Source organism: Achromobacter sp. FW305-C-13 (assembly GCF_058783475.1).
The window spans coordinates 80,389-103,176 of the sequence record NZ_JBYSYN010000005.1; the positions used below are offsets into that span (position 1 = coordinate 80,389).

Consider the following 22,788-nt stretch of genomic DNA (forward strand, 5'->3'; position numbering starts at 1 on the left):
CATTCTAGGGCCATAACCGGCCCTAGTCCCGTCCGCCTTCCCGTCCGCCCTCTCGGCCCGCCGCCACCAGCCACCCCGCCCCATCCATCACCGCGTCCGCAATACCCGCCAGATGCGGCGCATAGGGATACGCCGCCGACGACACGATCTGGCATTGCGCCAGTTGCGGATGGGCGGCATTCAACAGGTATTGGAAGCCGCCCGCCGGCGACGGCACCCGCAGCAGCAAGGTGTCGCCCCGCGCCAGCCAGGCATCGCCCACCGCCCGGGTACCGGGCAGGTCGGTCTCCCAGTGCAGGGGCGGGTCGGCATCGCTGACGGCATGGTCCGGCGCCATCACCTCCAACAGGAAATAGTGGCTGGGCAACGCCCGCGGATGCCCCACTTCCGACAAGGCCAGCCGCGCGAATACGGCCGCTGCCGGGTTCGCGTCCAGCACCACCACCGGCGCGCCGGCGCCATGCCAGCGGCCCGCCGGCCGGGCCCGCGGCTGCAGGTCCTGGCTATTGCTCAAGCGCCACAGCGCAATCATGGACCGTTTCCTTCATCGATATTGACGAGCCATTGTTCGATCATCCCGGCGTGCCGCCCATGCTGGCATAGCGACAAGGGCACCCGCCCAAGCAGGCGTCGCTTGGGGCTGCACAGCCACTGGCGCGCCTGCTCGCGGCCGCCAAACACCAGTTCGGCCAGCCAGGTCACCCGCAACGCCCGGTACAGCACCCGCAAGTCCGACAAGTCCAGCCCCAATTCGCGTGACACGTCGCGAGCGCGCACCGGCGCCTGTTCGGGCACCAGCGGAAACCAGCGCCCCAAATCATCGGGATAGGTCTGCCGCAGCGCCTGCAGCAATGCGCCGGCGCACTGCAGGCTGGCGGGCGGCTGGGCATCGCCCAGCGCCAGCTTCAGCCGGGCATCCAGCCGCCGGCCGATGGCCGGCGCAAGCTGCGGCGCCGTCGCGTCACGGGGCGCGGGCGACGGCCGGGTTGGCCCCCGGGGCGGCCGCGGTTTGTTCAAACGCGGCATTGAGGGCCGCGCCATCGATGCTGACGGTACCGGCATTCAACAAGCCCTCCAGATAGGCCCGCGCGGCCAGTTCCTGACGTTGGGAGCGCAGCGCGGCGCGCAGCTCTTCTTTCACCTGATCGAACGGCGTAACGCTGGCCGGCCGCGAGGCTGACAGCTTCAGGATGTGAAACCCTGCCGCCGACTGCACCGGCGCCGACACCTCGCCCTCTTTCATCTGCTCGATCACCGGTCGCATCTCGGGCATCAACTGCGCCAACGGCACGAAACCGATGTCGCCGCCCTGTGCGCGCGACGTGTCATCGCGCGAGTAGCTCTGCGCCAGCGCCGCGAAATCGGCCTTGGGCGCCTGGGTCCGCTTGACGAGGTCCTGCGCCTGCTTGCGTGCCGCAGTGACCGCGTCGGCATCGCCCAGCGCGGCGGGCAGGAAGATCTGGCTGACCCGGTATTGCGCCGGCACCGCCAACTGCGGCTTGGCCCGCTCATACGCGGCTTGCAGATCGGCCTGGCCCGGATAGTCGTCCGGCGCCCGGCTGACCGATTCCAGATAGCTTTGCAGCACGATCCTTTCCTGCGCCGCCTGGAACGCGCGCTTGAGCTCTGGCTTGTCCTGCCAACCTTGCGCACGCGCCTGCTCGACCAACGCCTTTTCGGCCAGGCGGGCGCGCAGCCATTGGTCCAGGCCCGTCCGGTTTTCCTTCAACTGCTCGCGCGCCTGCGGCGGCATCGCCTGCAATTGGCGCAGCAGTTCGTCGCGATCAACCTGGACCGCGCCCAGCGTGGCGATCGCGGGCGGCCGGCTGACGGGCGCGGCGGCAGGTGCGCTGGCCGACGCCACTGCGGACGGGGTGGCGGACACCACCGCCTTGGGCGGCGCGGCCTCGCTGCTTTGGGCGTCTTTGCCACGCATCAGCGCGATGGCGCCGGCCAGCACGGCAATGAACAGCACCGCGGCAGTCAGGCGCAGCCGGTTGGAAGCGCTCAGGGACTTGGTCATGATGGAAACCTCTGTATGGCATCAACGCGCCGCCGGACGCGCATACATCCGGCGGCGCGCTGCGGGGGGCGCGTTACGCGGCAACCGTCGTTTCGGCCGTATCGGCCTCGGCGTCCTGCGGCGCTTCAGCGGGGGCGTCAGCAACGTCCTGGGCCGACGCATTGGCACGCAGGAACAGCAGGAATTCCTGCAGCAGGCGATCCCACAGTTCGGTGGTGGCGCGCAGATAGTTCTCCGACACGCCGCCGGCCACGATCACGTCCAGCTCCAGCACCAGGAACACGCCCTGCACCGACAGGCGGGCGAAGCGCTTTTCCACGTTCCAGCGGTCGGTCAGGCCGGCCGGCAGCTCGCCTTGCACGCGCAGCGCGCAGCTCAGCGTGTAGTCCAGATAGTGGCCTTCCTGCTGGGCCGGATTGCCCAGGCGGGCGGCAAAGCCCACGCCCTGGCTGGCGCTCAGCAACTGGACCATGCCGTTCTGTTCGGACAGGGTCACGCGGTAGCCCAGGGATTGCAGCAGCGCCTGCAGGCGTTCGGCGTTCACGTCGAGAATCAGGCTGGTTTCGGTCATTTCGGTATTTCCTGGATAAAGAAAAATGGCAATCGGAGGACAGACTACGGGTTGGACGTTGCAGCAGCTTGACTCCGCGGCACCTGCGCGTCGTACAGCTTGTCGCCATACGCCTGCGCCTGCTCTTCGAACTTGACGCGCGCCTTGCCCGCGAAAGGTTGCTTGAGCGCCAGGATGTCGCCGGTGCTGATGCGTTCATAGGCGGTGAGGATTTCCTTGCCCGCCTCGTACATGTCGCGGTTCTTGCCCACGCAAACCTTGACCTCCTCGTCGCGCTGCGCCAGGTTGCGGGCCAGCGTCTGGCGTTCCGCTTCCTTGGCGCGCGTCAGCGTCAAGAGCTCGTCGTACGCGCCCTTGAACTTGCCCAACTGCGCATGACTGGCCGCGATTTGCGCCTGGGCGCTTTCCATCACTGCGCCCTGCTGCTCGGCCAGCTTCTCGGCCTGCCCGCGGCTCTTGGCCAGTTGCCCGCGCAGCGACTCCAGTTCCTTTTGCGCGGCGTCGCGCTGCGCTTCGGCCGCGGCTTTCGCCGCATTGACCTGCGCCTGCTCGCTTTGCAATTGCTGCAGCTGCTGCGTGGTGCTGCGCAACTGGGCGCGCAGGCGCTCTTCCATGCTTTCGGCCTGCGCGCCGCCGGCCAGGCTCAGCCCGGCCGCGCACAGGGCCACGGCGGCGGCGAACCGCCGGCCGCGCCCCGCCGCGGGCGAATGGCGGGTTTCATCCCATACGATGTGCATGTCCATGGCCTCAGAACCTGGCGTTGATTTCGAACTGCATCGTGTCGATGGCCAAGGGCGCGCCGTAGATCTCCTTGGTGCTCATCCAGCGGAAGACGCCGTAGACGTTCTTCTCGAAGGCGTAGCCCGCGCCGATGTAGTAGCCGCGCGCATTCGTGCCGCCCTGGTGGAACGACGAATCGTTGAACGCGTCGGGCAGCGCATCCGGCTGGATGTACTTGTAGCCAACAAAGGCCAGCCAATCGCCCTTTTCCTTCAGGTCATACGACCGGCCCAGCGTGGCTTGCAGCATCCAGGCGTTGGGGCCGCTTTCGATGTCGCCGTTCTCGCCGAAGTTGTTGACGATGTAGCCCTGCGAGCGGCTGGCCATCTTGCTCTTGCTGTAGGCCAGGTTGCGGATGTAGTTGCCGTTCAAGCGCAAGCCCAGGCCGTCGAACACGCGCGTGTCCCAACGCAGGTTCAGGTCCAGCAAGTCGAACTTGGACGCCAGGCCCACGTACTGCGGCTGCGGCGTGTCGGCCGGGTTGAGCGGATTGGGCGCGATGTTGCGCAGCAGGAAGAGCGTATTGCCCTTCTGCATGAACGCCGGGCGCGACCAGTCGGTGTCGCAGTTCTCATCGCCCGCCCAAGGCGAGCAGGAGCTGGAGCGCTTGCCCGCGATGTTGTCGAAGTGGTAGTAGGCCAGCGCGCCGCGCAGGCTGTTCTGGTTGTTGATCTTCCAGTCGGCGCCGACCTGCGCGCCCAGCAGCCATTTGTTCTCGGTGCTGCCCTCGCTCAGCGACGACGAGTTCCAGCCGTTGTTCGCGTATTCGGTGGCGAATGCGCCCAGCGTGCCGAACAAGGTCACGTCGCGGCCTTCCAGGGGGTGCTTGAAGATGGCGGCGACCCCGTCGAAGTTCAGGTCGTTGGAGAAAAGCGTGTCGGTCGATTCGAAGGGGTTGGCGATGCGCCCGCCCGTGACGGTAGCCCACTTGGCGGGGCGGTACGTCAGGTAGGCCTGGTCCAGCCAGATGTCCTTCTTGCCCATGCCGCCGCCCAAGGTCTGGGAGGTGGACACCGGGCTGTCGTCGCTGCCCGTGGCCAGCCGGATGCCGGCCGTCCACGCTTCCGAGAGTTCGGCGCGCACACCCAGGCGCGCACGGATGCGCAGTTGGTTGCGGCGGTCTTCGCGCGTGTTCAGCATCGGCGGGTAACCGCCGTTGGTGTTGGGGTTGACGTCGTACGGGCCCTTGGCATTGAGCTTGGCGAAATCGGTGATTTCGTTGCTGTTGCCGCCGTTGTAGAAGCGCGACTCATCGCGCACGCGCACGTCGCCTTCCACCGTGATGCGCGACACCCAGTCGGGGAAGGTATTGGGCTGCGCCCAGTTCTCTTCCTTGGCCTGCACCATGACTTCGGCCTTGACCTCGTCGCGGATCTGGTCGCGCACGGTCTGCGGGATGTAGGGCACGCGCACGTCGCCGGCTTGGGCCACGGCCGCGCCGCGGTCGGGGGTGGCCTGGCGCGCGGTCTTGGCTTCGGCTTCGGCCTGCGCAACCAGCGCGTCGGCCTGTTCGGGCTTGAGCACGCCTTGCTGCACCAGCAGGCGGATCAAGTTGATGGTGGCGTTCTCGGACGGCGCGGGGGCGCTATGGGCCGGCAGCGCGGCGGCGCTCGCCGCGGCCAGCGCCAGCGATGCCGCCAGCCGATTCAGTTCGAACTTCATTCTGTAGTCACTCCGGGATCAGGTCTGTTCGGGATTTCAAGACGGCCGGCGGCCGGTCAGCGACGCGCGGATGGGCATGTTGGCCGAGGCCGGCGGGCGCTCGTCCAGGCCCGGCACGGCACGCAAGGCGGCGACCACGCGCGCGTCGACGTCGGCGTCGCCGCTGCCGCGGGTCAGTTCCACCCGGGTGATCTGGCCCGATGCCGTGAGCCAGATGTTGGCTTGCAGGCGGAAGGTCAGATTGCGGGTGCGCTCGTCTTCACGCAGGATCTTCTGCAGCGCGTAGGCGAGGTACTGGCTATAAGTGGCGTTGCCGGCGCGGCCACCGCCGCCGCCCGCCATGCCCTTGCCCTGCCCCGCGCCGATGTTGAACGCGTCGCTGCCGGCCTGCGCATCGCCGTCGATCTGCATCGGGTTGGCCAGGTCGTCGGCCGGGCGCGGCGGCGCTTCGTCCTGCGGCTTGGGCGGTTCGGGGGTGGGCTGCGGCTCGGGTTCGGGCGTGGCCACGGGTTCTTCCTTGGGCTGCTCGGGCTCCGGCGGCTTCTCGGGTTCGGGCGGCGGCGGCGGGGGCGGAGGCAACGGGATGATGGCCGTGACCTTGGGCGCATCGCGCCGGACGCCGGACATGTCGTTGGCCCAGCGCCATAGCGCGTAGGCCGCCACCGCCGCGGCCACCGCCACGGCCGCCAGCTTCAGCCAGCGGCGCGCCGGATGCGGGACGCGCGAGGAATCGGATGCGTGTTGCGGCATGACGTTGGTCCCGGCCCCTATTGCGGCTTGCCGGTAACCAGGCCGACCTGGGCAAGTTCCAGGCGGCGCAGCAGATCCAGCACTTCCACGACCTTCTGGTACTGCACGGCGGCGTCGCCGCGCACAATCACCGGGAAGTCGGGGTTCAGCGCTTTCTCCGTGCGCAGCCGGTCTTCCAGCTCGGGCAAGGTGACCGGATAGGCGTCCAGGAAAACCTGGCCGGCATCGTTGACGGAAATCGCCTTGGTCTTGGGCTGCGACAAGGCCATGGTGGAGCTGGCCTTGGGCAGGTTGACCTTGATGCCGGCGATCTGCGCGGTGGCGGTCAGAATGAACATGACCAGCACGACCATCAGCACGTCGACCAGCGGCGTGATGTTGATGCCGTCCACGGGCGCGTCGTCGTCATCGTCCTGGGATGCGGATACGGAAGCCATGGATGCTCCTTATGCCTCGGCGGGCGCGGGTTGCGCATCGCGCGCGGCCGGGCGGCTGGCCGCCGGCGCACGCATTGCGGGGTGGTGGGCGGCTTCCTGCGCCTGCGTCTCGCCGTGCACTTCGGCCAGGCGCGTCACGAATTCATCGACGAACACGCGCATGTCGGCGCTGACTTCCTTGTTGCGCGAGACCAGGCGGTTGTAGCCAAACAGCGCGGGGATCGCGACGAACAGGCCCATCGCGGTGGCCAGCAAGGCCGCGGCCATGCCCGGGGCGATGGCGTTGATGTTCACGTCGCCGGCCATGGCTGTTCCCAGGAACACCACCATGATGCCCAGCACCGTGCCCAGCAGACCGATGTACGGGCCACCGGCGATGGCGTTGGACAGCGAGCCCAGCTTGGCGCCCAGCGCCTGGTTTTCCTTGGTGCGCACGGCGTCCATCGACGCGCGGATGGCCTCGATGGTGGCGGCCGAGATCGACGTCGTGTCGGCGCCCTGCGCGCGGCGCGTGCGGATCTCGTTGACGGCCACGCGGTACAGACGCCACAACGAGGCGTGCTCCAGGCGTTGGGCCAAGCCGGCGTCGTCAGCCAGCATTTCCAGGCGCTTGCCGACGTTGGCGAAGGACTCCCGGAAGGCTTCATTGGCGCGCGCCAGGCGGGCCACGTTGCGGCTCTTCTTGATCATGATGATCCAGGACTGCACCATCATCAGCACCAGCACGCCGATGATGATCCAGGCGTCGATCGGCACCGCCTTGAGCAGGAAGCCCAGGCCGCCGAAGCCGAAGCCCGACTGCTCTTCGTCGGCGCCGTAGGCGACCAGGCGCGATTCCGCGCCCTGCGAGCTGGCGTCGGCGTAGATCAGCGCCGCGGGACGCGCCACCTTGGACAGGCGCACTTCGTCGATGGCGCCCACGAACGGCGCGTAGACCGGATGCGGGGCGGCAACGGGTGCGGCTTGCTCCGGCACCGAGCCGTCCGCAGCCGGCGCGGCGGCAGGGGCCACGGGCGCGGCCGGCGTGGGCACATCGCCACCCAGGGCGGCGGTCGTGCCAAGCGGCGGCAGGCTGGCGGCCAGCGACGCGGTCGCGCGGCCGTTCACGTACAGGTGGACCTGGCTGCCGTCGGCCGTCACGGCCAGGTGCTGCCAGGCGGCGGGCGTCAGCGGCTGGCCGGGCTGGCTGCGCTGGCCGTTCACTTCCACGAAGGGCACGCCCTGGTTGATACCGATCAGCAAGGCGTTGCCGGCGTCGCGGCGGGCGTAGATCAGTTGTTCGCCAGCCGGTTGGTCAGCTCTGACCCAGGCGCTGAACGTGAAGGCGCCCGCGGCGGGAATGGCCAGCGACGGGCTGGCGGGCAGCATCAGCGGCGCGGCGCCCGTGAACTGCGCGGCACGACCGATGACGCCATCCACGGCGGCGCCCGTCGGCGTCTGCCCGTGGTTGCTGTAGGCGGTGGTGTCGCGCGGCGGCGCGCCGGCCGCGCCGTCGAAGTGGTAGACCAGCGTGTAGTTGGGGTCGAACGTCAGTTGCCCATTGGCCGAGGCCGGCGCCTTCTGGTTGCCGTAGTACATCCAGATGTCCTGGCGCTGGCCGTCGGCCACTTCAGGCACGTCCACCCACACCAGCGCCATGCCCAGCAAGGGGTCGAAGGATTCCAGCTGGTGGTTCAGCACGGTCTGGTCGTCGGCCGCCACGAAGCGGATGTCGGCGCCCTTCTCGTTGATGCCGTCAAAGGTGAAGTTGCCGGTGTGCAGGCGCACCAGCAGCGGCGTGCGGCCGGCCGAGCCGCCCAGCGGCATGCCCTGTGCGGTGCTGTCGACGGTGATTTGCTTGCGGTACTGCCAGTCGGGCTGCCACCAGGCTTGGGCGGCGGACGGCAATACGCCGGCCAGCACGGTCAGTAGGAGCATCAATAAGCGTTGCATGGTCAAGACTCCGGGAAGAATGCGGTAATCGCGTGCGCTCAGAAGCTGGCGCGTACGCTGAAGTTCAGGCGGGGATCGTGTTTGCGGGTGTTGGGGCCGTCCTTGAGCGGATAGCCCCAGTCCAGCGAGCCGGACAGCCAATCCAGCACTTGCAGGCGGGTGCCCAGGCCGACGCTGGCAAGCGAATAGCTCGCGTCCTGTTCAGGCATGGGGTCGCGCAGGCGCAAGGTGGCGGCGTCGGCAAAGGCGTAGAAGCGCCATTCGTTGACGTTGGCGCCCAGCCAACGGGCGAGCGACGGCGTGCGCCATTCGACCGAGCCCAGCAGGCCGTCGTCACCGGTGCGCTCGGCAGCAAGGTAGCCGCGCACGCTGGTCGCGCCGCCGGCCGAGAACTGTTCGTTGGACACCAGGGCGCCCGAGGCCAATTGGAACGACCCGCGCAGGCCCAGTTGCCAGTCGCCGAACAGGTTCTGCGTGTGCGTGCCGTCACCGCGCAGCAAGGCGAAGCTGGGGCTGGCCCGATAGCGCTTGTCGTCGAATTCCTTCCAGCCGCTGCCTTGATTGAAGAAGGAACCGCTGGCGCCCACCACGGACAGGCCCAGGCTGCTTTGCGACGACTCGGAATAGCGGTAGCCGTTGTAGGCCAGCGTGAACGGCAGGTACTTGATCGGAACCTGGTCTTCGTTGGCGCCGAAGCGCGTGGACTCGTCGAACTTCTTGTAGTCCAGGCCGATGGACAGCGAATTGCTCCAGTCGCCTTGCGGTTCCATCGTGTAGATGGCGGACAGGCCGAAGGAGTAGCCCTTGCCCAGCACGTTGGTGCCGCCGATGGTGGCGACGTTGCTGTCGCTCTTGTAGCCCGAGAACTGCAGGCCCCAACGGCTGGAGAGCGGCATGGAATACGAGCCCGACCAGACCTTGGCGTTGTCGGTTTCCTGCGGCGCGGTGAAGAAGGTCAGGCTGACGGAGTGCCCCAGTTGCCACAGGTTGTCGTAGCCCAGCGACGCCGTGCTGCGCAGGCGCGTGGTGTCGGCGCTGTAGTCGTTGTTCAGGCCCAGGCTGGCGTGCCAGGGGCTCTTATCTTCGACTTTCAGGTCCACGTCCATCGTGCCCGGCATGCGGCCTTCCTTCACCAGCGGCACGACCTGGCGGCTGGCACCCTTGTTCAGGCCGGTCAGCTCGGCCTGCGCGCGGTTGAAGTTGGGCACCTGGCCTTCCTGCAATGCCGGCACTTCGTCGCGGATTGCCAGCGGGGAATAGTGCTGCGCGCCCACCACCCGCACGCGTCCGACCTTGGTCTCGGACACTTGCAGGAACACGATGCCGTCGGCCACTTGCTGTTCGGGCAGGTCCACATACACCGACTGGTAGCCGCGTTCCTGGTAGATGGCCTGCAAGGCTTCGCGCGCGGACTCGATGTCGGCCAGCGTGCGGTCCGGCCCCAGGTAGGGATAGACGGCGCGTTCGATGTCGCGGGCTTCAAGCACGGTGTTGCCACGCACGATGTACTCGTTGATGTTGACGCGGCGCGCGTCGGCGGCTGCGGCCGGGGCCGGGGCCGCTTCGGGCGCCGCTTGCGCCCACGCCGCGTTGATGGCGGCCGTCAGAACGAAGGCTTGCGGCGCGCGGCGCAATATGGCGCGCAACGCGCTGCCCCTACTTTCGAAATCATGCATAGCGATGCACTCGGTTCCTTGTGTGAAAACCGGTTGGTACCGGCCGCTGCCGTGCCGTGCGCTTCGCGACAATCCCGTTACGGTTTTTGCCTGCTATCCCGCGCCCACAGCTTCTGCTTGTTACTAGACGTACTGGGACACCCAAGACCGCGCGTTGTAAGAAAAACTTCATGAAAAAGAATCGGAGCGGCCGCGGCGGGGGCCGCCCGGCAGGAATTCTGGCCGGGCAAGATGACGGCGCTGGCATGCAAAGCGCAAAAAAAAAGCGGCCAGTGAATACTGGCCGCTGCATGACATTGCGATGACCGCCGGCGACTTGCCGGCACACCGTCACATCGTCAGCTTGCGCCGTTCCTCCTCACGCAAGGCGCCGGTCTCGCTGGCATTGAGTGGCCCCGCGCCCAGCACCTGCACGGCGCTGGCAGCGTCATACGCGGGCGCAGACGCCGACGGGCTGCCTTGTGGCGCCGGGGCGGCGCCGGCCACGGGTTCGTCGCCGTATCCCAGGATCTGCACGTTGATCACCGAAGGCTGGTTCTGGCGCGCCTGGCTTTGTGCGCGCTGCGCGGAGTCCTGCGCCGCATTGACCGCCGAGGTAGCCGCCGCGCTGGCCGAGGACAGCGCACCGGTGTTGACGGAGGCCGCGACCGGCACGCCCGCGCTGTCGCCCTGCGCCTGGATGTTGGCCGCGTTCACCACCTGCAAGGCCGCGATGTTCACGTTGCCCGACACCCGGATGCCGGCTTCGCCCGCATCAATGGTGCCCAGCGGCGCATACAGGTCCACGTCACCCGCCGGTACCTCCGGCAGCGGCGCCAGCGTCGCGATGCCCGCGCCCGTGCTGGGCGCGTTCGGCGACAAGGTCACGTTGCCGAACGCGTCGTAGACACGCTTGGGCGGCGTGTACAGCACCGTCGTCTTGGAACCGCGGCCCGCGTTGATGTCGCCCTGCGCCGACCACGCCGTGATGCCGCCGCCAAACGTCGTCATGACGCGGCTTTGGCCCAGCAGGATGCTGCCCAGCGCATACAGCTGGATGCTGCCCTCGCCCTGCGTGATGATGCCCGCCGATGCCGGCGGCGCGACGCCCTCCACGCCGAACACCTGCTGCCCGCCCGGCGTCATCAACTGGATATCGCCGCCGAAGGCGCTGCGGATGCCCGACGCGCCATACAGCGTGATGTCGCCTTGATACGCGCCCGGCGCCGTCTCCGGGAACAACGCGGCGATCGCCTGGCGGCCCCGCAGGTAGCTGCCGCTGCGCGGACTGGCCTTGTCGTTGTATTCCCGGCCGCCCGACCGCAGTTCGGCGAAATACACCTGGCGGGCGAAGATGCGCTGCTGCGCCGCCGGCAAGGCGGCAAAGTAAGCGCGCGCGTCGTCCGTGCTGCCGGCAAAGCCATAGCGCTGCGTCAACCACAGCAGCAGTTCCGCCTCGTACGTCTTGAAAGCAAGGCCCTGGTCCACCAGCGGACGGCTCGGGTCCGCCGCGTTGGTCGGGTCCAGATACCGCGCCAGGAAGCCCGCGTAGTCCGGTCCCTTGGCGCCCACGCCCGCCTGCACGGCGATCGATGCGCCGGGACGATGGTCGCCCGGCAGCACTGCGCCCAGGCTGTTGATCGACGCCCGGTCGCCCATCAGCACATGGCGGCCGGCGGTGACTTCCAGCGTGCCGGGGCCGGCCACCTGGAAGGAACTGTAGAGAATGTCACGGCCCGCCGACACCCGCGACACATCCAGCGCATCGCCGTGCAGGAACAGATTGCCGGACGAGGTAGCCGAGGCCACGCCCGCGGCAAAGTAGTAGCCGTTGGTCGTCGGCACGTTCAACTGCGCGCCGTTATCGGTGCCGGAGGCCACGATGTCGCGTCCGGCCATCATCCACACCGGGCCCGCGGCCTCGTACCAGGTCTGCCCCAGGTTGGGGCCCGCGATGATCGCCAGCGTTTCACCGCTGCGCAACCCCACGATATCGCCGTCGCGGGCATACAGGCGCGTGACCTGGCCTGACCCGGCCGCGCTGGCCGTGGGCGCATCGAAGTAGAACAACGGGAAGTGCGTGTTGCGAGCGCCGGTGATGCCGTTGGCGCCCTGGTTGCCCAAGGTGACGGCACTGGTGGCCTGCGAGGTATAGCCCGCGAACGCCGGCGCCAGCACATTGGCCACGCTGGCCGGATCGGCCCCCGAACGGTTGATGGCGTAGCCGCCCGCGTAGATAGAATTGCCCGCCAGCAGCTCGAGCTGGCCGCGCGCGCCGGGCGCCAGCGTCAGCGAATACGGCAGGCCGCCGTCCTCGGCGTTCAGGTAACCCGCCGAGACGCCCGCGTAGATGCTGCCGTCATACGCGGTGGCGCGCAGGATCGAGGGGTACAGATAACGTGCATCCGACGCGGACGTGTTGCGGCCGGTCTGCAGCGCCAGGCCCTGGGCGCTGTGCGACGTCTGCCGGCTGGGCGTCAGGTTGCCGCCCGCGCTGGACAGTTCAATGGCGGTGTTGGCCGTCCACATCGAAAACCAGCTGTAGCCGCCGCCATCGATCTGCGTGCCGTCGCGCAACCGGAACGGCGTGCTGTTCTGCAACGCGACACGGCCGGGATCGCTGGCGCCGCCCACTACCAGGTCGCCACGTGTGTCCACCCGAATCACCGCATCGCCCGGAATCAGCGCCAAGCCGCCGGTGGCGCTGGCCAGCGAGGATTCATAAGGATCGTAGCCGCGGCTGTCCTTGGCGTCGCGCAGGGCTGGCTGGCTGCCATAGCGCAGATCCAGTCCACCGATCGCGCCGCCCGCGAACTGCACACTGCCGCGCAGGTTGATCAGCGCGCCTTGCATGTCGATGGCGGGATCACCGTAGTACGGCGTAGGCCCGGAGGTCGACGACACGGCGCCTCGGGCATTCTGCGTGGGGTTGAGCGCCCCGCCGATGCGCAGGTCTATATCGCCGCCACCGGTCAACGTCATGCCGCCGTCGGCCGCAATGCGGCCGGTGCTGCCCACCGCCACGACCAGTCCCTGGCTGCGCGGGTTGCTACGCGAACCGCGCGCCTCGATGTTGCCGGCATCGCCGTCGGTGCGCACGCTGACATTGCCGCCGCCCAGCGCGCCAAAGCCGGTAAAGCCCACCAGCAACGGCGTGTTGTCCTTGAAATCCGACGGTGCCTGGGTGTAGCTGCCAAAGTTGATCCACCATGCGGTTGGCGTATCGCCCCCGTTTGCGCTGCCCGTCCCCTGGCGCCATAGCCAATTGCCAACGCCCACGCTGGCATCCACCCTGCGGGCGTCGTACGTGCTTTGCGCGGTCAGGCCCCACGCGTCGCCGCGCAATGCGCCGCCTGCGTACAGGCTGAGGTTACCGCCGGCTTCGGGATACCAGGCCTGGTAGCCGCTGCCTGCCGTCACAAACGGTTCATAGGTCGCCGCATGGTCGTCGCCCAGCACCGTGGCGCCGAAGCGGCCGCGCGGCAATTGGTAGGCGGACGCAATGTTCGCCGACTGCGTACCGGCGGTGTACACGCCATAGGCCGACATCAGGCTGATATCGCCCCCCGCGTTCAGGTCCAGATCGCCGGTGCCGGTGCGCAGCACGCTGAAATTCTGGGTATGCGGCGTCACCGACACCCCGTTGGCGTCCCCGCGCTCGCAGAATCCTTCGATCACGTCGCACAACCAGGCCATATCGTCCGGCACCGGCGTACCGGGCTCAAAGCCTGACTGCTCGGCGTCCGGCCCCCAGACCCACCCGCCGCCCTGAACCAGACTGGCGTTGTAATGGGTGTCCGCCAGCGTCAACTTGCCGGCGGTCGGCCCGGTCAGCACCCGGCGCGGATCAGCCGCGTCCAGGTCGGCGCCGGCTACCAATTGCACCGACCACGACTGGCTGCCCGCGGGCAGCATCTGGGCCACGGCCCAATTGCGCCGCTGGTCTGCGGACGTGCCGGGCCGCAGGTCCACATAGTCGGTGCCAGCCGGGAATACCAGCTTGGTCTGCGACGGAATGAACGCGCCTTGCTTGAGCGTAATGGTGCCTTCCATCAGCAGCACGTTCGGCTCATAGCCTTGCGTCGTGTACAGATTGGGCAGGGCCACGTTCGCGGGCCAAGTGAACGACTGCAGCGACGTGCCGCCGGCCAGCAGCGTGCCCGCCCCGAGGCGCGTGCCGGCGGGCAGGTCCACCGCCTGGCTCAGCACCGTACCAGCGCCGTACAGCAGTTGGCCGGACGCATCACGCACGTCGCCGGACAGCACCGTGCCGCTGGCCAGGGACAGCTCCTGGTCGAGCGCGGCCTCCACCGGCAAACGGGTGCCCGCCGCCAGTTTCACGGCCTTCAGGGGCAAGGGATAGTTCAGCGTCTTGCCGCCGGGGAACTCGGTGCCGTCCGCAAGCGTGACGCCGCCGCGCGGCAACACCACGTCGCCGCCAAACGGCTGCACGCCGGGCGTCAGCACCCAGCCGTGCTCGTCGTCCGGCGTGGCGGCCGGCGGCGCGAAGCCGTCGTTGATGCTGCCGTAGACATCCAGGTTGCCCTTGGCGCGCAGGATCAGCGCGCCGGCCTCGCCCGAGCCGTATACCCCCGTCAACGGCGTGCGCGGGTTCACGCCTGCGTAGCGGTAGCGCGACAGGTCCAGGTCGCCCTGCACCACCAGATCGCCGTCGGCGGTCTTGCTGACAATTTCCACGCCCGGACGCAGATGGAAAACGTCACGATAAGTGGCGTTGTTCAGGCCCGCCAGCTTGCCGTTGATCAGGTTGCCATTGACCACCGCTCCGTCCATGAAGGCGGTGCTGTCGTCGTGCTTGGCTTGCAGGTAGGCCTGATTGATGATCTGGTAATCGCGGCCGTTGGTCCGGTCACCCGGATTGCCCACCTCGGCATCGTCATAGCGCTGCATGGCGGTCAGCGTGATCGACTTGGCGCCGTCGATCGCAAGCGGGCCGCGCGCCTCGATGGCGATGTCGCCATAGCGGGCGGCGGACCCCGGCGCCCCGCCGCCGTTGATTTCCGAGTTGCCGGAAGCATCGATGCGCGGCGCCAGCAATTCCAGCGTGCCGCGTTGCACGCCGTCGAGCTGCCCCGCCGCGGCGGTACCGTGGCGCAGGTCGATACGCGCGCCGCTGGCCAGGGTCAGCACGCCTTGGCCTGAATTCAGTTCCACCACCGCGCGGTTCGGGGCGTCGATGATCTTGCCGTAGCTGTCCACGCGCAGCACCGTACTGTGCGCATCCAGCACCGACGTCCCCGACAACGTCAAGCCGTCGCGCGCCGCCAGGCGGATGCGGCCTACCCGCTCGCCGCTGGCGTCCACCCGGCCCGCCACCGTCAGGCTGCCGCCGTCGATCGACAGGTTGACGTCGTTGGCGCGCAGCGTGTCGCCGACCGTCAAGCTGCCCTGCTTGATCTGGAAGCTGCGCGCCCCGAGCACGCCGCCGTCGTTCAGGCGTTGATTCAGCGCGTCGAAATCGGCGTTCAAGGCGCCCGCCGCCCCCAGCCGCTGCGCGCGGATGTCGATGCTGCCCGCGCGATACGGCACCGCGGTGCCGCCGGCGTCGTAATGGCCCGAGCTGGCGCCCAGGATGCGGCCCAGCAGCTCCACCTGGCCTGCGCCTGGCGCCAGCGCCACGGCTCGCAGGCTGCCCGCGTTGTTCTCCTGGGCCGACAGATCGATCACCGAGCCAGCCTCTTGCCGGATGCCGCCCTGGCTGCTTTCCAGGATCAGGTCGCCGCCCCAGCTATAGCGCGACACGTCGTTGAAGGCGATAGCGCGGCCGGCCACGTCCAGTTGCGACGTGCCGCTCAGCACCACGCTGTCGCGGCCTTGCAGCGTCAGCTTGCCGCTGGGCAGCACGATGGCGCCGTCCACGCGCACATTGGCGCCCGCCAGGCTCAGTTCCGCGCCCAGTTCCTGCAAGGTTGCCGCTTGCGCGCCCGGCAGCGCCGCGACGCGGACGTCGCCCCCGGCCGTGATCTTGTTCACGGACCCCGCCCAACCGGTCAACAGCGGCGTGTTCAGGTCGAGATTCCCGCCGCTGTAAGCGTAGCCGCTGCCGCTGGCATACGCGCCTTGCGATTCATATACCGCCAGGCTGCCACGGTGATTGGCCGTGATGCGTTCGCTGGCGTTCAGGTTGACGCTGGCAAAGCCCAGGGTCAAGCGGCCGTTATCGTCCAACCCGCTGGGCTGCGCGCCCTGGCCGTAGCCGAACTCGATGCGTTCGGCCTCGACGCGCAGCACACCGTGGCCCGTGCCGGCCCCGCCGGCCGCCACCGCCCCAGGCGCCTGCGTGGCGCCGTTCCAGATCAGGTTCTGGGTGCGGATGCTGGCCTCGTCACCGGCCGCACCGTAGCCGTAGATGGCCGGCGTGCCCAGGGACAGCGTGGACAGGCTGTATTTGCCCGTGAGCGGGTCGCGCGTATCCAGCGCGACCGTGCCGTAGAAATTCATGGACTCGCGCGCCGTCAGCGTCAGCCGCTCCAACGCCGGGGCGCCGGTGCTGGTGTCGCCACGCAGCAGACGGCCCAGGATGTTCTGGTTCAGCGTCAGCCCGTTGGGCAGCACGCCACGCGCGGCCGCCTGCGCCAGCGCGTCGGCGGTGCCCGCGTTGATCGCCCCGACCGCCAGCGTCAGGTTGCGGGTGCCATACAGCACCTGTTCGCCCAGGTCGAACGTGCCGTTGGTGGCCGCGGCGATCGTGCCCCCGGAATACAGCCGCGTCACGCCCTGGCACGGCAGCGCCGCGCAGGTGCCGATGCGGATCGCGCCCGTGCCCAGCGCATCGGGCGCCAGGACATCCAGGCGGCCGTTGGACACGGCCAGCAACCCCCTGCTGCCGGGTTCGAACGCGTACCCGTTGGTGGAATCCACCGACGGCGCGCCGCGGCCCAGCGTCGAGATGCCGGCACCCGCTTCAAGCTCGATCGTCCGCGCAGAAATCAGTACCTCGGGCGCCGCCAGTTGCGCGCCGGCGCGCATCACCACATCACTCGCGTCGCCCTGGAAGGTATAGAAGCGGCCACCCTGGCCGTACATCACCACCGGCAACGCGCCGATCACCAACCGGCTGGCGCCCATCGCCACCAGCGCATCGGCCTGCACTGACGCGCCCGCAAAGCCCGCCGTGGGCGCCTGGCCTGCCGCCAGGATCTCCACATTCGAACTGCCGCCGCTAAGCGCCACCGCGCCGCCAAAGCCGCCCTCCGCGGGCTTGAAATCGGCCAGGCCGTCAAAGCGCAGCGCCTGCCCGTCCTGCGAACCGGCATGGATTGCCAGGCGCAGGGTGCGGCCGTCGGCCGGCAGCATCGCGCGCGGCACGCCCCGCGTGGCCGCATCGGCGCGCACAAAGCTGGCGTAGCTGGTCTCGTTGTATTGCGAATAGGTGCGCAGCACGTTGGCCGGCGTCAGGATCACCGGGGTCGCCAGGCTGTCGGCCACCCCCGTACCCGCAGTGGACAGCGTGCCGTTGGCCGCCCACGACAGATTGCGCATCTGCGTCGGCGCCATAGCGGCGCCCGGCGTCGCGCCGGTATTGATTTCAACGCGGAACGCGCCAGGCAACAACGCATAGGTGGAAGGCATCAGCGTATAGGTGCCTGCCGGCAAGCCCGGCACGCCCGCGCCGATCGTGATGCTCTGGCCCAGGCCCGGAGCCGAGGCGCCGGCTTCGCCGCCGACCGGCGCATAGCCCGGCTGCACGCCCGGCACAATGGCATAGACCGGATTGGCCGCCAGCCCGGGCAAGGTGAAGCCGCCCTTGGGATTGTTGCGCACCAGCGGGGAATAACGCGCGTCGGTCGAGCCGCCGCGTCCGGACACGAAGCCCGCGCCGGTCAGTTCACCGCCACCGGACAGGTCCAGCACCGATCCCGGCAGCGCGTCCACATCGCGGAACCCCAGCGTGATGCCCGTACGCAACGACGCGCCGCTTCCCGAGCCGGTGGCGCCGCCGGCGCCCACCAGGGAGACTTCCGCGCCCTTGAACTTGTACGACACGCCATCGGTCGTGCCACCGTAGGGCATCAACAGCCCCGCGCCGCTGACCGAGGTCACGCTGCCGGGCAACAAGGTCAGGCGCTGCGTGCCCAACACCGAACTCACGTCGCCCAGGACAATGGCGCCGAGCGGCGCACGCACCACACCGCCCTGCTCCACGTTGGTTGCCGCCAGGCGCAGCGAGCCAAATGCCGAATACGGCACGGCTGGCAACGGCGCGGTGGCGTCGCCCGACCGGCCCACCCGCAGCGTGCGGGTCGGATCGAACACATTGACGCCGGATACCGGATTGCGGGTATAGCCCGCCAGCACCTCGGCCTCGGCGCCCGTCACCGGATACAACTGCGCGGCGGTCAGGTCCAGATCGCCTCGCGTCCACAGCCGGGTGCGCGGTTCGCTGTCGTTGTTCAGCAAGAAGCGCAGGTCGCCGCCGCTTTCCAGCGTCACCCGGTCAAAGCCCGACCGCGCCACCGCCAGGGGGCCGCCCACGCTGCGGTTGATGCTGCCCTGGGTGCCGAACGACAGGCTGTTGCCCACTTCCAGCAGGTCGGTGGCGCGCACCGTGAAGACGCCGTCTCCCACCGACGGCGCATCGCCAAACAGCACGCGTGGCCGAATCATGCCGTTGGTGGCGTAGTACTTGCCCGGCCCGGACAGGCGAACCTGTGAAGCCGTCAGGTTCACGCGTGTTGCCGGGTCGGCATCCGGCGCCAGGGAAAACGCCCCGGCATACAGCCGCAGGCTTTGGCGCAGCGTGATATCCACCGCGCCGTCAAACGACATCAAGCCATTGGACAGCAGCCCCAACTGATCAAAGCCCCCGCCCGCCAACAGGCGCGCGACGTCCAACCGGGCCTGCCCGTAGCGCAGCGCGTCGGCCGCCTCGCCCGGCAACACGTCCGAGGCCAGGGCGTTGCCGCTGCCTGCCGCCAGCACCAGTTCCCGCGGCACTTGCACCTCCATGCTGGACGGGTTGTCACCCGCGCCGCGGTACAGCGGCGTTTCCAGCGCGATATCCAGAGCACCACCCGCGGCGTTTGCGCCGCCGGCGCGCGCGATGAAGGCGCCGTCCAGGAACAGGCCGTTGTAGGAACTGAGCGCGATGCGGCCGCCGTTGCGGTCCAGCTGCAAGGGGCCCACCCCGTTCACGTCCACGGTCGCAGTCGAACCGGACGCGTCCAGCACCGCGCCCGGCCGGATGATGACGTAGGCGTCAGAAGCGGTTGCCGTGGCGCGGTCATGATTGATTTCACCGCCGATCACGATGACGCCACCCGCGTCCGCCACGCCATAGCGCCGGCCCTGCGCGTCCACGCCGGTTTCCGCGCGGCCGGCCACGTTCAGCACCGCCTGCTCACCAATCCAGATCGACCGGTTGTGCACCTGGCCTGCGGCGGTCTCGATGGACTCTGCCACATCGATGTCGCCCATGCGTAGTTGGCGGATATCGATCTTGCCGCCAGCCGCCGTCAGCGCGCCCAGCACCGTGATCTGGCCCGCGCCGCGCAGTTGGATCGACTGCCCCGGGTCCACATTGATCTGCGCGCCACGGCCGACAAGCAACGCCGCATCGGCGTCCGCCCCCGGCAGCGACAGGCTGCGGCCGCTTTGCAGCGACAGGCTGGCGCCGCGGCGGCGCGTCACCGTACCCGCCACGGGGTCGTGCAGGTAGACGGGCGGCTGCCAGGTTTCCAATGCCGCACGGGCCGGCGCGCCTGTCGCGAGCCCCATCGCATCACTCACCGGCCGGTACACCGGCATCGACACGTCGATGCGCGCGCCCTCAGCCACGGAGGCGCCGCCGCTGCCGGTGATCTCATAGCGCGAGAACCCCTGCTGAAACAACGGCGCCGCCAGCGCCAGCACGTCGTCGCCGGCGTCAGACGGTTTGGCGCCCAGCACGACCTTGCCCGCGGTCACGGCCAGCGTGCCGCCGCCCTCGACGCCGTAGCCCCGCAGTTCCGCGTCCAGCACCAGCCGGCCGCCGGTGGCGGTACCGCCCGCCACCGCTTCCACGGTCACGTTACCGCCCTTGCCGCCCGTGACGTTGCCCTTGGCGCGCAGCGCGGCGCCCGAACCCACATCAATCACGCTGCCGGCTTGCAGGTCGATGTCCAGGCTGCTGCGCAGCGACACGCTGCCGCCGTTCAGATATGGCATGGCGCCGGTCTGCCCTGGCGCCAGCGCCAGGTTGGCCCACAGGCCCGACGTGTCCAGGCGCGCCCGTGCGCCCAGCGTCAGCCGGTCGTCGGCCAGCCCGCCGCCCGCGTTCGCCAGGCCCGCCGTCGTGTCGGCCATGCCGCTGGGCGTGGCCTGCCACAGCACATTGCCCAGCCGGATGCTGCCGGCGTGGGCCGTCAGCGCGGCGTCCACCGCGAGGTTATTCGCGAACAGCGTGATGTCGCCCGCCGGGGCCACCGTCAGGTCCGATTGCACCGCAATGTCGTCTGCGGCGATCTTCACGGCGCCCAGGCCAAAGCCATTTAGCCGCGTCGTATCCAGATGCAGGATGCCCCTGCGGTCCTCGGGCAGCGCCGTGGCCAGGTCCAGGCCGGCGGCAACTGCCGCCACCCGGTCGGACAGCACCACCTGATCGACCGTGCCGTCGCTGCGCCCCAGCGCGTACTGCAGCGCACCCGTCGCCTTGCTGTAGTACGGCGTATAGGTGCCCACCACCAGTTGCGCGCCGCGCGCTACCGCACGCTGCGATTGCTGGTAGCCATCCAGGCCGGCCTGCGCCGCGGCATTCTGCCGGTCGCCCTGGAACGTCGTGCCGATCAGCTCGCCTTCCAGCACGGCACTACGCGTGCCGATCACCAGGCGGCCGGCATCGCGCCCGACGGTATAGCCGGCCTCAAACCGCTCGCGCGGCGCGATCAGCGGGTTGTAGAAATAGCGCGTCTGCCCCCAGCGTTCGCTGTTGGCCTCAAATCCCTTGTACAGCCCCGTATAGGCCAGGTCGCCCGGCGCCCGCGTCACCTCGTACAGCCGGCCATCCACCCCGCGCAGCCAGCTTTGGCGGACCATGCCGTCCTGCACGTCCAGCGTGCCGCCCGACAGGTTGATCTGCGAGCCGGCCCGCGTCACCACGTCGCCGCCGGTGAATTCAACGTTGCCGCCCTGCGCCATCCACTCGTAGACGGCATGCCCCTGCGTGCCCAGATAGCCGCTCACCTCCAGCAGGCCGCCGGCCGTGTACCAGCGGTCCGTGGCGTAGCCGTTCGTACCCGCCGGCACCAGCACCAGGTCTCGGATATCGACCCAGACGTCGTTGTTGTTGAGCTTGCCGCTTTCCCGGTTGACGGGCGCATCGCGCTGCTCGTTGCCCTGCACGTTGATCTTGAGATTGTTGTTTTCCATCGCGACGGGCACGCCCACCGCGCCCGACACGTCCAGCACCGCGCCATCGCGCAGCAAACTGCGCTGCGCGGCCTGGACGGCGATCTGGCCGCCGGTGGCCAGCGTGATCGAGCCCGCCGTGAAATCCACCGTGCCCGAGCTGCTGATCTCCACCCGCGACAGTTCTCGCCGGTCGGCCCCCGCCGCCAACAACGGCGAATCGCCTTGCACCGCCGGCGGCACGCGCAGGCCGTCGCGCTGGCTGTCCAGCGCCAGGGTGCCGCTGCGGTCCAGCAGAATCGCCGTGGCGCTGTTCTCGGCCACCGTGATCCGGCCGTCCGCGCCCGTCGCGGTCAGGTGCACCGTGCCGCGCGTATCGACCGACGTGCTCGACAGCACCACGCCGCCCTGCACCACGTCGCCACCCGTCAACGTCACGTCGCCCGTGGCAGCCTGGATCAAACCGGTGTTCACGACGCGCCCCGGCGTACCCGCGGGCGTCACCTCATTGCCCTTCGTCGTGGAGACGAGGTTGCCCGATGTGCCCTGACCGCGCTTGATCACGAAGCTGTCGCCAGCCGCCAACAGCGCCTGACCGCCCGGCGTGTCGATCGTGCCGGCGTTCGCGGCTTCTTTGCCCACCAGCAGCACGTAGCCGCCGCCCGCGGTCGAAGTTGTCGGCGTCGCGGTGCGTATCACTGCGCCCGGCTGCACCTCGACACGGCCCAGCGCGTCCTGGAAAGTCGGTTGCGCGCCGTTGTCGACGTAAAGCCCCTTGTCGCGGAACTGTGCATCCGTGATCGTGGCAGCCGCTGCCACCAGGTTGCGCGCGTTCACCTGGCTGGTGCCAGTGAAGATCACGCCGTTCTGGTTCACCACCATCACGGTGCCGTCTGCCTTGATGGCCCCCTGGATCTGGCTGGGTTTGGCCGATGCGCCGACCACCCGGTTCAGCACCGCATCGTCCACGCCTTGCTTGAATTGCACCGTGGTGTTGCGGCCAACGTTGAAGGTGTCCCAGTTCAGGATGGCCCGCGATTGCGTCTGCTCGATGGTGACGACCTGCCGGCCGTTCTCCATGCTGGACTTGGCGGCTTTCGCGCCTTCCCATTTCGCCAGGCCGCCCTCGGCCGCCCATAACCCGCCTTCGGTCAGGCCGTCCGGCACATCGCCGCCAGTAGCCGCCGCAGCGGCACGCGCCGCGGCCTGAGCGGCCTGCTGCGCGGCCACCGCAGCGGCGGTGCGGTTCAAATTGTCCAGCGAACGCTGCAGTTGCTGCCGCGACTGTTGCTGCTGGCGCGCGCTCGCGCCGATGCCCGCGACGCTGCCATCCGGCATGCGGCCCGTGCGTTGCGCGGTGGACTGCACGGCGTTCTTGTCGGAAAACCAGCCGGGGCTGAATGCACGCGTTTGCGCCTGCGCCGCGCTGCTGGCGCTACCCGCGATCAACAGCGCAGTGACCGCCTGCGACAGCGGCGTCGGACGCCAGTTCGGACGCCCACGCCCCGGCGTACGCGCCCTCTTTCCCTTACCGCTCATTTCCGACATCCGTGCCTGCATGATCGCCATCCCTTGTTCCAATCGCGCGTGTTCGTCACCTAGAACAAGACAGACGGATGGAAAAATGCCGAC

11 protein-coding genes are annotated in these 22,788 nt (G+C 68.9%); all 11 read right to left on the reverse strand.

The annotated features are described in order from the left end of the window. Positions 1–22: 22 nt before the first annotated feature. Entirely contained in the window at positions 23–532 is a 510-nt protein-coding gene (locus AC3WMU_RS28060; protein WP_492283292.1) for an RES family NAD+ phosphorylase, read from the reverse strand. Beyond that, positions 529–1,026, reverse strand: a complete 498-nt coding sequence (locus tag AC3WMU_RS28065; protein WP_492283293.1) for an antitoxin Xre/MbcA/ParS toxin-binding domain-containing protein — start codon at positions 1,024–1,026, stop codon at positions 529–531. Before AC3WMU_RS28065 ends, AC3WMU_RS28060 begins: the two co-directional genes overlap by 4 nt. Then, the gene (locus AC3WMU_RS28070; RefSeq protein WP_492283294.1) at positions 962–2,023 is read right to left on the reverse strand and encodes a peptidylprolyl isomerase; all 1,062 of its coding nucleotides are present in this window, start codon (positions 2,021–2,023) and stop codon (positions 962–964) included. The genes AC3WMU_RS28065 and AC3WMU_RS28070 overlap by 65 nt, the downstream gene beginning before the upstream one ends. 73 nt (positions 2,024–2,096) lie before the next feature. Then, positions 2,097–2,594 carry a YbjN domain-containing protein gene (locus AC3WMU_RS28075; protein WP_492283295.1) on the reverse strand — a complete coding sequence of 166 codons (498 nt, stop codon included), beginning with the start codon at positions 2,592–2,594 and terminating at the stop codon, positions 2,097–2,099. Between the two features lie 44 nt (positions 2,595–2,638). Then, the gene (locus AC3WMU_RS28080) at positions 2,639–3,331 is read right to left on the reverse strand and encodes a DNA repair protein (RefSeq protein WP_492283296.1); all 693 of its coding nucleotides are present in this window, start codon (positions 3,329–3,331) and stop codon (positions 2,639–2,641) included. A gap of 10 nt (positions 3,332–3,341) precedes the next feature. Then, complete coding sequence (locus AC3WMU_RS28085; RefSeq protein WP_006222016.1) at positions 3,342–5,036, reverse strand: putative porin; 1,695 nt, start codon at positions 5,034–5,036, stop codon at positions 3,342–3,344. Between the two features lie 36 nt (positions 5,037–5,072). Continuing rightward, complete coding sequence (locus tag AC3WMU_RS28090) at positions 5,073–5,786, reverse strand: TonB C-terminal domain-containing protein (protein ID WP_006222017.1); 714 nt, start codon at positions 5,784–5,786, stop codon at positions 5,073–5,075. Between the two features lie 17 nt (positions 5,787–5,803). Next, complete coding sequence (locus tag AC3WMU_RS28095; RefSeq protein ID WP_006222018.1) at positions 5,804–6,223, reverse strand: ExbD/TolR family protein; 420 nt, start codon at positions 6,221–6,223, stop codon at positions 5,804–5,806. 9 nt (positions 6,224–6,232) lie between these two features. Further along, positions 6,233–8,155 (reverse strand): DUF2341 domain-containing protein, encoded by a 1,923-nt coding sequence (locus AC3WMU_RS28100; protein ID WP_427956449.1) that lies wholly within the window; start codon positions 8,153–8,155, stop codon positions 6,233–6,235. A gap of 38 nt (positions 8,156–8,193) precedes the next feature. Then, complete coding sequence (locus AC3WMU_RS28105) at positions 8,194–9,831, reverse strand: ShlB/FhaC/HecB family hemolysin secretion/activation protein (protein WP_492283297.1); 1,638 nt, start codon at positions 9,829–9,831, stop codon at positions 8,194–8,196. 330 nt (positions 9,832–10,161) lie between these two features. Beyond that, entirely contained in the window at positions 10,162–22,725 is a 12,564-nt protein-coding gene (locus AC3WMU_RS28110) for a filamentous hemagglutinin family protein (RefSeq protein WP_492283298.1), read from the reverse strand. Between the last annotated feature and the right edge of the window lie 63 nt (positions 22,726–22,788).